This is a genomic window from Falsiroseomonas sp. RANM36, from assembly GCF_056682175.1.
Genome location: NZ_JBWXTD010000002.1, coordinates 745,814 through 755,299, shown reverse-complemented (window position 1 = coordinate 755,299; position 9,486 = coordinate 745,814). Strand labels below are relative to the sequence as shown.

Annotated in this window: 12 protein-coding genes; 8 read left to right on the top strand and 4 right to left on the bottom strand. The window is 71.7% G+C overall.

Annotated features, from left to right (window positions below; all coding sequences use genetic code 11):
• Positions 1-189: 189 nt before the first annotated feature.
• From AC1MIR_RS04490 to AC1MIR_RS04480, 3 genes are read left to right on the top strand one after another with little or no spacing between them, the layout of a single operon-like run.
• On the top strand, positions 190-1,824 hold the full coding sequence (locus AC1MIR_RS04490; protein WP_480026966.1) for a CTP synthase: 1,635 nt from the start codon (positions 190-192) through the stop codon (positions 1,822-1,824).
• Positions 1,825-1,835: 11 nt separating this feature from the next.
• Entirely contained in the window at positions 1,836-2,000 is a 165-nt protein-coding gene (locus AC1MIR_RS04485; RefSeq protein ID WP_480026965.1) for a hypothetical protein, read from the top strand.
• Positions 2,001-2,043: 43 nt separating this feature from the next.
• On the top strand, positions 2,044-2,352 hold the full coding sequence (locus AC1MIR_RS04480; RefSeq protein ID WP_480026964.1) for a hypothetical protein: 309 nt from the start codon (positions 2,044-2,046) through the stop codon (positions 2,350-2,352).
• 37 nt (positions 2,353-2,389) lie between these two features.
• Here AC1MIR_RS04480 and AC1MIR_RS04475 read toward each other — a convergent pair whose 3' ends face one another.
• From AC1MIR_RS04475 to AC1MIR_RS04460, 4 genes are all read right to left on the bottom strand, one after another.
• Positions 2,390-3,058 carry a hypothetical protein gene (locus AC1MIR_RS04475; RefSeq protein ID WP_480026963.1) on the bottom strand — a complete coding sequence of 223 codons (669 nt, stop codon included), beginning with the start codon at positions 3,056-3,058 and terminating at the stop codon, positions 2,390-2,392.
• A gap of 146 nt (positions 3,059-3,204) precedes the next feature.
• Entirely contained in the window at positions 3,205-3,921 is a 717-nt protein-coding gene (locus tag AC1MIR_RS04470) for an SDR family NAD(P)-dependent oxidoreductase (RefSeq protein WP_480026962.1), read from the bottom strand.
• Positions 3,918-4,886, bottom strand: coding sequence for an ABC transporter substrate-binding protein (locus AC1MIR_RS04465; RefSeq protein WP_480026961.1), 969 nt, complete (start codon positions 4,884-4,886; stop codon positions 3,918-3,920). The genes AC1MIR_RS04470 and AC1MIR_RS04465 overlap by 4 nt, the downstream gene beginning before the upstream one ends.
• A 17-nt stretch (positions 4,887-4,903) precedes the next feature.
• Positions 4,904-5,698 carry an ABC transporter permease gene (locus AC1MIR_RS04460; RefSeq protein WP_480026960.1) on the bottom strand — a complete coding sequence of 265 codons (795 nt, stop codon included), beginning with the start codon at positions 5,696-5,698 and terminating at the stop codon, positions 4,904-4,906.
• 96 nt (positions 5,699-5,794) lie between these two features.
• Between AC1MIR_RS04460 and AC1MIR_RS04455 the strand changes: the two genes are divergently transcribed.
• The 5 genes from AC1MIR_RS04455 (at position 5,795) to AC1MIR_RS04435 (ending at position 9,393) form a co-directional block, all read left to right on the top strand.
• Positions 5,795-6,592 carry an ABC transporter ATP-binding protein gene (locus AC1MIR_RS04455; protein ID WP_480026959.1) on the top strand — a complete coding sequence of 266 codons (798 nt, stop codon included), beginning with the start codon at positions 5,795-5,797 and terminating at the stop codon, positions 6,590-6,592.
• On the top strand, positions 6,589-7,131 hold the full coding sequence (locus AC1MIR_RS04450) for a phosphoheptose isomerase family protein (protein WP_480026958.1): 543 nt from the start codon (positions 6,589-6,591) through the stop codon (positions 7,129-7,131). The genes AC1MIR_RS04455 and AC1MIR_RS04450 overlap by 4 nt, the downstream gene beginning before the upstream one ends.
• Before the next feature lie 79 nt (positions 7,132-7,210).
• Positions 7,211-8,488 (top strand): phosphopyruvate hydratase, encoded by a 1,278-nt coding sequence (gene eno / locus AC1MIR_RS04445; protein WP_480026957.1) that lies wholly within the window; start codon positions 7,211-7,213, stop codon positions 8,486-8,488.
• A 78-nt stretch (positions 8,489-8,566) separates the two neighbouring features.
• On the top strand, positions 8,567-8,905 hold the full coding sequence (locus AC1MIR_RS04440) for an STAS domain-containing protein (RefSeq protein WP_480026956.1): 339 nt from the start codon (positions 8,567-8,569) through the stop codon (positions 8,903-8,905).
• A 125-nt stretch (positions 8,906-9,030) separates the two neighbouring features.
• A complete protein-coding gene (locus AC1MIR_RS04435) occupies positions 9,031-9,393 on the top strand; it encodes an FtsB family cell division protein (RefSeq protein ID WP_480026955.1) in 363 nt (120 codons plus the stop codon).
• The last annotated feature ends 93 nt before the right edge of the window (positions 9,394-9,486 follow it).

The following is a 9,486-nucleotide window of genomic DNA, read 5'->3' as shown; positions in this document are numbered from 1 at the left end:
GCCGGGCGCGGCCCGGGGGGCGGCGGGGGCGCCCCCCCCCCCCCCCCCCGGGCGGGGCCGGCGGCCCCCGCGGTGCCGACGAACTAGGCGTACCCCCGGGCCGGCCGGCGCCGGCCGCATGGCCGCTGCCCATCTGCGCCGCGCGGCCGGGCTTTGCCCGACTCCTGCGGCACGCTAAGAGGGCAGTCCATGACGCGGTTTGTCTTCATCACCGGCGGCGTGGTCTCCTCGCTCGGCAAGGGTATCGCTGCGGCCTCGCTCGGGGCGCTCCTGCAGGCGCGCGGCTACAAGGTGCGCCTGCGCAAGCTCGACCCCTATCTCAACGTGGATCCGGGCACGATGAGCCCGTACCAGCACGGCGAGGTCTACGTCACCGACGACGGCGCGGAGACCGACCTCGACCTCGGCCACTACGAACGCTTCACCGGCGTGCATGCGACGCGGGCCGACAACTGGACCACCGGGCGCATCTATTCCGACGTGATCGCGGCGGAGCGGCGCGGCCATTACCTGGGCGGCACCGTCCAGGTGATCCCGCACATCACCGACAAGATCAAGGACGTCATCCAGGCCGAGACGGAGGGCTACGACTTCGTCCTGGTGGAGGTGGGCGGCACGGTGGGCGACATCGAGTCGCTGCCCTTCCTGGAAGCCATCCGCCAGCTGGCCAACGAGCTCGGCCCGACGCGCAGCCTCTTCGTCCACCTGACGCTGGTGCCCTACATCCCCTCCGCCGGCGAGCTGAAGACCAAGCCCACCCAGCACAGCGTGAAGGAACTGCTCGGCGTCGGCATCCAGCCGCAGATCCTGCTCTGCCGCTGCGACCGCCAGATCCCGGAGAACGAGCGGCGCAAGATCGCGCTGTTCTGCAACGTGCGGCCGGAGAGCGTGATCCCGGCGCTGGATGCCGACAGCATCTACGCCGTGCCGCTCAGCTACCACGAGGAGGGGCTGGACCGCGAAGTGCTGCGGCACTTCAACCTGTCCTTCTACGGCGAGCCGGACATGCGGCGCTGGCAGCGCATAGTGGACCGCATCCGCCAGCCGGAAGGCGAGGTGACGATCGCCGTTGTCGGCAAATACACCAACCTGCTCGATGCGTACAAGTCGCTGGCCGAGGCGCTGACCCATGGCGGCATCGCGCACAACGTGAAGGTCCGCCTCGACTGGGTGGACAGCCAGATCTTCGAGGATGACGAGGCCGCCGTCGCGCGGCTCGAGAAGGTCAACGGAATCCTGGTGCCCGGCGGCTTCGGCGAGCGCGGCACCGAAGGCAAGATCGAGGCGGTGCGCTTCGCGCGCGAGCGGAAGGTGCCCTTCTTCGGCATCTGCTTCGGCATGCAGATGGCGGTGATCGAGGCGGCGCGGAACCAGGCCGGGCTCAAGGGCGCCTCCTCCACCGAATTCGGTCCCTGCACGGAGCCGGTGGTGGGCCTGCTGACCGAGTGGACCCGCGGCAACGAGGTGGAACGCCGCGCCGCGGGCGGCGACCTCGGCGGCACCATGCGCCTCGGCGCCTATCCGGCGCGGCTCGGCGAGGATTCCCTCGTGCGCGAGGTCTATGGCGGCGCGGCGGAGATCCAGGAGCGGCACCGGCACCGCTACGAGGTGAACGTCAACTACAAGGACCGGCTGGAGGAGGTGGGGCTGCGCTTCTCCGGCCTCTCGCCCGACGGCTCCCTGCCGGAGATCGTCGAGCGGCCGGACCATCCCTGGTTCATCGGCGTGCAGTTCCACCCGGAGCTGAAATCCAAGCCCTTCGACCCGCACCCGCTGTTCCGCGGCTTCATCGGCGCCGCGGTGCGCCAGGCGCGGCTGGTCTGACGGAGGACGGGATGGACGAGAAATCGCGTCTGCGGCGCTTCGGCTACGGCCTGGCCGCAACCGTCCTCCTGGTCGTGCTGGCGGGCTATTTCTTCGGCTCGTTCGGCGTGACGGCGGCGCTGGCCGTGGGCCTGGCGGTGACGCTGCTGGCCGGCGGGGGCCTCGGCAAGCGCTGAGGCGCTTAACGCGCCCTCAAGGGTTCTGCCGCTAGCTGCCGCCATGCGCGTGATGACCAGCCATGACGGCGACGAGATCTGCTTCTACGAGCAGGGCGACCTCGTGCGCCTGAAGCGCGACGAGGACGGCCCGCTGGTCACCGCCTTCGCGGGCGACTGGGGGCGGGTGATGCGGGTGAACCCGGACGGCTCCCTCGACATCAAGTTCGCCGGCTACAGCCGGGCGAAGGATGCCGGCATGGTGCGCGCCGTCGCGGTGGCGCGCAGCCGCGTCGAGCCCTGCGACGAGCAGGGCAGGCCGCTGATGCGCGGCCGTGCCGCGGTGTGGGACACGCGCCGCCCGACGCGGTGAACGGCCCTGCAGCAGACCAACGCGATCGGGCGCTGGCCTAACGGCCCCAGGCGGTCTTCAGGCGCATGAATTCCAGCCGGTAGGTGCCGCGCTGCGGCGCGGCGATGGCGCCAGCGCCGCGCAGCGCCGCTTCGGGAAACAGCGGCGCCAGCGCCTCGGCATCGGTGGCCTCCGCCAGGATGATCCAGGCGGGCGGCGGCGTGATGTCGCTGCGGCCCTGCTTCTCCACGCTGTCCGCGTTGCTCGCGGCATCGTCGGTCACCAGCAGATGCGCGCCGGTCACGCGCGGGGCCGTCGCGGCCTGCGCGACCAGCGCGGCGAAGGCGGGGATCGCCGCCGGCGGCGCGTCGAAGCGCAGCGTGAGCATCACGCCGCCGGGCCCGACGCCGTGGCTTGCCAGCACGCGCGCCAGGCCGCGCGAGGTGTCCCGGAAACCCTGCGTGGCGCGCTTCGTCCAGGGCGTCGGCGCGTTCAGCCGGTTGGCGTAGTCCTGCCCCTGCAGCACCTGCATCGTGTCGGCTTCGTAGAGCGTGAAGAACTCCGGATGCGTCGTGGCATCCAGCGCGATGAAGCGCCGGCCGCGGCGGAAGCCGGGGATGCCGACGCGCTCGGCCATGTGCTCGTGCAGGTGCCAGGCGTAGAACTCCGCCCGGCCCTCGGCCGTCACGCCGTTCCAGATCGCGACCGCCGCTTCACCTGCGAGCATTCGGAGAGGTCCTTGCCAAATGCGGTCCGCGCAGCGGACCGACGCCGCGAATGCGGCCCGCGCACAGATCTGCCGCACAGCCACGCCGACGGCGGCCTGCGCGAAGCCAAGCGGCCGGAGGCCGCGCCCGGCGTCTGAGGGCGTAGTCAATCATGCAAGCGGCCGCCCGAGAGATCGAAGACGGCGCCGGTGGAGAAGCTGCAATCGGGGCCGCAGAGGAAGCTCACCATGGCGGCGACCTCCCCGGGCTCCGCGAAGCGGCCCATCGGGATGCGGCGCAGCTTGTCGGCGCGCTGCGCCGGATCGAGCGTGGTTTCCATGGCCGTGCGCACCACCGTCGGCGCGATGGCGTTGACCAGGATGCCCTCGGTCGCGAGCTCCTTGCCCAGCACCTTCGCCAGCGCCATCAGCCCGGCCTTGGAGGCCGCGTAGGCGCCCGCCATCGCACTGCCTTCCTTCCCCACCGCCGAGCCCATCAGCACGATGCGCCCGCGATCCGGCATCGGGTTGCGCAGCATCGCCGGGATCACCGCGCCGGTGGTGGCGAAGCCGGAGAGCAGGTTCGTCTCCAGCACGCGCCGCGTCTCCGCCAGCGGCACCTCCCAGGCCGGCGCGGTGGGTCCGAGGATGCCGGCATTGACCACCAGCGCGCGGATCGGCCCGAGCTTTTCGTACGTTTCCTGTGCCGCGTGCCGCGTGGCGTCCTCGTCCGTGACGTCCACGGCAAGCGCCAGCGCGGCGCCGGGCGCATCCGTGGACAGATCCCACGACGCCACGCGATAGCCGTCGCGGGCGAGGCGTTCCGTGACGGCGCGGCCGATCCCGCCCGCGCCGCCCGTGACGACCGCCGCGCCGCGGCTCACTGCGGCAGGAAGGCGTTGCTGTAGAAGGCGTCGGCCGGCAGTTCCGTGCGCAGGTCCTGGAACTCGCGCATCAGGCTCAGCGTCTCGCTCCAATCCTCCGGCGCCATCCAGCCGATCGGGCGGTCGGCGCCGCGCGCCGAGCGCACCAGCTGCAGCCCGGCCCGCAGCTGCGCCAGCGCGAGGTCGCGGTCCATGTCCGGCTTGATCTTCAGCCCGGCGGCGATGGCCGCTTCCGGCTCGCGCATGCCGGCCTCGAAGGAGCGCTGCGTGGCGCGCACGAAGCGGCGCACCAGGTCGGGGTTGCGCTGGATGGTCTCGCGCGTCGCGTGGATCGCCAGGCCCATCGTGTTGGCGCCGTTGTCGGCATAGAGGATGGAATGCACCGGCAGGCCGCGCTGCGGCAGGATCAGCGCCTGGTTCTCGACGCCGCCGAGCATCCCGACGGTGCGGTTCTCCAGCGTAGCCACCAGCTTGCCCGCGCCGTCCACGCGCAGGAAGCGCACGGCATCGGCCGGCATGTTGTTGGCGCGCAGCAGGGCGGGGAACATCACGAGCCCCGCTTCGCCCGTGGTCGCCGCGATGGTGCGGCCTGCCAGGTCGCGCATGGTGCGGATGCCGCTGTCGGCGCGCACGATCACCGCGAAGGGCGACTTGTTCATGATGCCCATCACCGCCTGCACCGGCGCGCCGCGCGCCACGCCGTTGATGATGGAGGCGCCGTCCGAAAGGCCGAACATGTCGCCGCCCGAGGCGACGAGCTGCACCGCCCGCGCCGAGCCCTGGCCCTCGCCGATGGTCAGGTCGATCCCGGCCTCGCGGTAGTAGCCGCGCTCGACGCCCAGGTAAAAGGGCGTGTGGAAGCCGTAGATCAGCCAGTTCAGCCGGAAGGTGACGCGGTCCTGCGCCGCCGCGGGCGCGGCGAGCGCGAAGGCGGCGCAGAGCGCCAGGAACAGCCTGCGAAGCATCACGTGTTTCCTCCCTCCTACAAGCCCGCGACCTCGCCTTCGGCGCGCCGGCGCGAGACATGCCAGGGCACCGCCAGCCGTTCCGCGAGTTCCACCAGACCGTAGAGCGACAAGCCCAGCGCCGTCAGCATGAAGATCGCCGCGAAGCTCATCGGCGTGTCGAGGTTGCCGTTGTATTCCAGCAGCAGGTAGCCGAGCCCCCGGTCGGAAGCGACGAACTCCGCCACCACCGCGGCCGTCGCCGCGAGCGCCGCCGCCACCTTGAAGCCGCCGAACAGCACCGGCAGCGCGGCCGGCAGCTGCACCATGCGGAAGGCGCGCCAGCGCGTCGCGCCGGAGGATCGCAGCAGCTCCGCCACCTCCGCCTCCAGGCTGCGGAAGGCCTGCAGCGCACTGACCACGACGGGGAAGAAGCTGAGGAGGAAGACCAGCAGCACCTTCGGCATCAGCCCGAAGCCGAACCAGATGATGAAGAGCGGCGCCACCGCGATCTTCGGCACGATCTGCAGGAAGACCAGCAGCGGATAGGCGGTCTGCCGCGCCGTGTCGGAGAAGGCGATGCCGAGCGCGATCGCCACCCCCAGCACTACGGCCAGCACGAATCCCAGCACCATCGGCTGCACGGTGAACATCGCGGCTTCCGCCAGCGACCGCCAGCGCTGCGCGCCATCGGCGAAGATGCGGCTCGGCGCGGGCAGGATGTATTCGGGCATCGCGAAGACATCCACCGCGATCTCCCAGGCCAGCAGGAAGCCGAGGAAGGCCGCGGCGATGCGCGCACGCGCAATCCATTGGCGCGACGCCTGCCCCATGCGCCCGAGCTTCCTCCCGCCGCGGCGCCGCCCTTGAAGCGCGCCCTTCGCTGGAACACTGTTCCGCGCAAGCACGGGCAGTCAAGGGCGGGCACGGTGGGGGAAAGCAGCGGCGCGGGCGGCATCCATCTCGCGGGCGTGTCCAAGCGCTTCCGCACGCGCCAGGGCGAGACGCTGGCACTCGATGCGCTCGATCTCGACGTGCCGGAAGGCGAGTTCCTCGCGGTGGTCGGTCCCTCGGGCTGCGGCAAGTCCACGCTGCTGCGCCTGGCCGCGGGGCTGATGCCGCCCTCCTCCGGCAGCGTGCAGGTGTTCGGGCGGGAGGTCGCGGGGCAGGTGACGGAGCTCGGCATCGTCTTCCAGCAGCCGGTGCTGCTCGACTGGCGCGACGTGCTCGGCAATGTGCTGTTCCAGGCGGGCATCCGCGGCCTGAGCGAGGCCGCCTTCCGCGACCGCGCACTGGCGCTGCTGCGCCAGGTGGGACTGGAAGACTTCGCGGACCGCTACCCGCATGAGCTCTCGGGCGGGATGCGCCAGCGCGCCTCGATCGCGCGTGCGCTGCTGCACGATCCGCCGCTGCTGCTGATGGACGAGCCCTTCGGCGCGCTGGATGCGCTCACGCGCGAGCAGATGCGTCTCGACCTCGAGGCGCTCTGGATGCGCAGCCGCAAGACCGTGCTGTTCATCACCCACAGCGTGGACGAGGCGGTGCTGCTGGCCGACCGTGTCGCGGTGATGTCGCCGCGGCCGGGCCGGATCGAGCGGCTGCTCACGGTGGACTTGCCGCGCCCGCGCGGCCTGGCGGCACGGCGCGACCCGCGTTTCATCGCCGCGGTCGAGGAGGTGACGGCGCTGTTCCTGGCGCGCGGCGTGCTGCACGGGGCGGCGCCGTGACGCCGGCCGAGGCCGTGGCGCCGATCCTGGCCGAACAGGCGGCAGTCTTCGCCCGCATCCCGCCCGGGACGCTGGAGGGCGCCGTGGCGGCGATCGCCGGCGCACCCCGCGTGCTGGTCTGGGGCGCCGGCCGCACCGGCTTCGCGCTGATGGGCTTCGCGATGCGCCTCGGCCATCTCGGGCTGGATGCCCATTGGCTGCCGGGTGTCACCACCCCGCCGCTGCGGGCGGGCGACCTGCTGGTGACCAATGCCAGCCGCGGCGACCTGCCGAGCGCGACCGCCTTCCTGCGGCAGGGGCGCGCACTTGGGGCGCGGGGCGCGGTCTTCACCGCCGCGGAGAGCGGCGCGGCGCTGGAGGCGGCGGAGCTGGTCTGGCGCATCCCGGCCCAGGTGTGGGAGGGCGGGTCGGTGCTGCCGATGGGCGGGCAATACGAGATCGCCCTCTGGCTGGTCTGCGACCTCATCGTGGCGCGGCTGATGGCGCGGGCCGGGCTTTCGGTCGCGGATCTCGCGGCGCGGCACGCCACGGTCGCCTGAGCCGGGCGCAGCCCGGCCCTTGCCGCCCCGCCGCACGGGCGTTAATCGCCCCGCACGCACCGCCGGAGCCCGCCCGAACATGGCCGCCATCGCCGACATCATCGCCCGCGAAGTCCTGGATTCCCGCGGCAACCCCACGGTCGAGGCCGAGGTGGTGCTGGACACCGGCATCCGCGGCCATGCCATCGTCCCCTCCGGCGCCTCCACCGGCGCGCATGAGGCGGTGGAGCTGCGGGACGGCGACAAGGCCCGCTACGGCGGCAAGGGCGTGCTCAAGGCCTGCGCCAATGTCGAAGGCGAGATCTTCGACGCCATCGGGGGCATGGACCCGACCGAGCAGGTGAAGATCGACGAGACGATGCTGGAGCTGGACGGCACGCCGAACAAGGCGCGCCTCGGCGCCAACGCGATCCTCGCCGTCTCGCTGGCCACCGCCAAGGCGGCCGCGGCGGAGCTCGGCCAGCCGCTGTATCGCTATGTCGGCGGCGTCTTCGCCCGCACCCTGCCGGTGCCGATGATGAACATCATCAATGGCGGCAAGCATGCGGACAACCCGATCGACATCCAGGAATTCATGATCATGCCGGTCGCCGCCGGCACGGTCGCGGATGCCGTGCGTATCGGCTCCGAGATCTTCGCGCAGCTCAAGAAGGCGCTGCACGACGCCGGCCACAACACCAATGTCGGCGACGAGGGCGGCTTCGCACCCAATATCGGCAGCGCGGACGAGGCGCTCTCCTTCATCGCCAAGGCCGCCGAGAAGGCCGGCCACCGGATGGGCGAGGACATCGTGCTGGCGCTCGACTGCGCCTCCACCGAGTTCTTCCATGACGGCGTCTACAGGCTGGAAGGCGAGGGCAAGACGCTCGATTCCGCCGGCATGGCCGACTACCTCGCCGCGCTCTGCGCGAAGTGGCCGATCGTCTCGATCGAGGACGGCATGGCGGAGGACGACTGGGCCGGCTGGAAGCTGCTGACCCAAAAACTCGGCGCCAAGGTGAACCTGGTCGGCGACGACCTCTTCGTCACCAACACCGAGCGCCTGCGCCGCGGCATCGAGAGCGGCACCGCCAACGCCATCCTGGTGAAGGTCAACCAGATCGGCACCCTGACCGAGACGCTGGAGGCGATGGAGACCGCCCACCGTGCCGGCTATCGCTGCGTGATGTCGCACCGCTCCGGCGAGAGCGAGGATGCGACGATCGCCGACCTCGCCGTCGCGACCAATTGCGGGCAGATCAAGACCGGCTCGCTCAGCCGCTCGGACCGCACGGCCAAGTACAACCAGCTGATCCGGATCGAGCAGCAGCTCGGGCCCACGGCGCGCTATGGCGGCCGGGCGGCGGTGCGGCGCTGAACGCCGTCGGCGTTTGACGGGCCGATCACCGCCCCACTAGGCTTCCGGCGGACGCAACCTTCGCCGCCGGAGCCAGCCATGCAGATCGCCACGCGTGAGGCCGGCAAGGTTCTCGTCATCGACCTTGCGGGACGACTGGATTCGCGCACGGCCGGGGAGGTCGGGGACCGGATCGACGCGATCGGCACCGGTGCGGCGCATCAGGTGGTGCTGAACCTCTCCGGCCTGGACTTCGTCTCCAGCGCCGGGCTGCGGGTGATCCTGCGCCTGGCGCGGCTGCTGCAATCCTTCGGCGGCGAGTTGCAGATCGCCGCGGCGCAGCCGATGGTCGCGGAGGTGCTCAGGACCGCCGGCTTCGACAGCCTGCTGCGAATCCACGCAACCGAGCCGGAAGCCATCGCCGCCTTTGCCGGCTGAGGCGAATTCGCAAGCCGAATCCGCGCTTTCCGCTGGACACTTCGCGCGCCGTCTGATTCTGTGCACAGGGCGCTGCGCGGAAGAGGGGTTCCGCCGGCTGCCGAGCGGGCTGGGGGGCTCGATCCGTGTACGAGGTTGACGCGTTGGCCACGGAGCGCCGTGGCGTGCTGGCCGCGATCGGGCGCTGGGCCCGCTCGGCCATGCTGCCCGTGCTGTTCCTGGCCTGCTGCGGCTACTTCGCCTGGCACGCCGTGCATGGCGAGCGCGGGCTGGTCGCGATGGACCACCGCCTGCAGGAGATCGCGCAGGCGAGCGCGGAGCGGGACCGCGCCATGGCGGACCTCGCCGCCATGGAGCGCCGGGTCAACGGGCTTCGCGGCGAACGGCTCGACCGCGACCAGCTTGAGGAGCGGGCGCGGCAGCTGCTCAACATGGTCGGCCAGCACGAGATCGTCGTGCCCTACGGCGCCGATCGCCGGCTTTTCTGAAAGCGTCCGCGCAGCCAGGCTGCGAGGGCAGGAAGAGGGGGGGGGGCGCGCCCCCGGTGGCGGGTCGGGCCGGGCCCCCCCGGCGGCCCCCCC

Coding starts and splice junctions, on each gene's coding strand:
- AC1MIR_RS04460 (WP_480026960.1), bottom strand. CDS start 5,698: ATGGGGCAGGCGTCGCGCCAATGGATTGCGCGTGCGCGCATCGCCGCG.
- AC1MIR_RS04475 (WP_480026963.1), bottom strand. CDS start 3,058: ATGCTCGCAGGTGAAGCGGCGGTCGCGATCTGGAACGGCGTGACGGCC.
- AC1MIR_RS04440 (WP_480026956.1), top strand. CDS start 8,567: ATGCAGATCGCCACGCGTGAGGCCGGCAAGGTTCTCGTCATCGACCTT.
- AC1MIR_RS04465 (WP_480026961.1), bottom strand. CDS start 4,886: ATGCTTCGCAGGCTGTTCCTGGCGCTCTGCGCCGCCTTCGCGCTCGCC.
- eno (WP_480026957.1), top strand. CDS start 7,211: ATGGCCGCCATCGCCGACATCATCGCCCGCGAAGTCCTGGATTCCCGC.
- AC1MIR_RS04485 (WP_480026965.1), top strand. CDS start 1,836: ATGGACGAGAAATCGCGTCTGCGGCGCTTCGGCTACGGCCTGGCCGCA.
- AC1MIR_RS04490 (WP_480026966.1), top strand. CDS start 190: ATGACGCGGTTTGTCTTCATCACCGGCGGCGTGGTCTCCTCGCTCGGC.
- AC1MIR_RS04480 (WP_480026964.1), top strand. CDS start 2,044: ATGCGCGTGATGACCAGCCATGACGGCGACGAGATCTGCTTCTACGAG.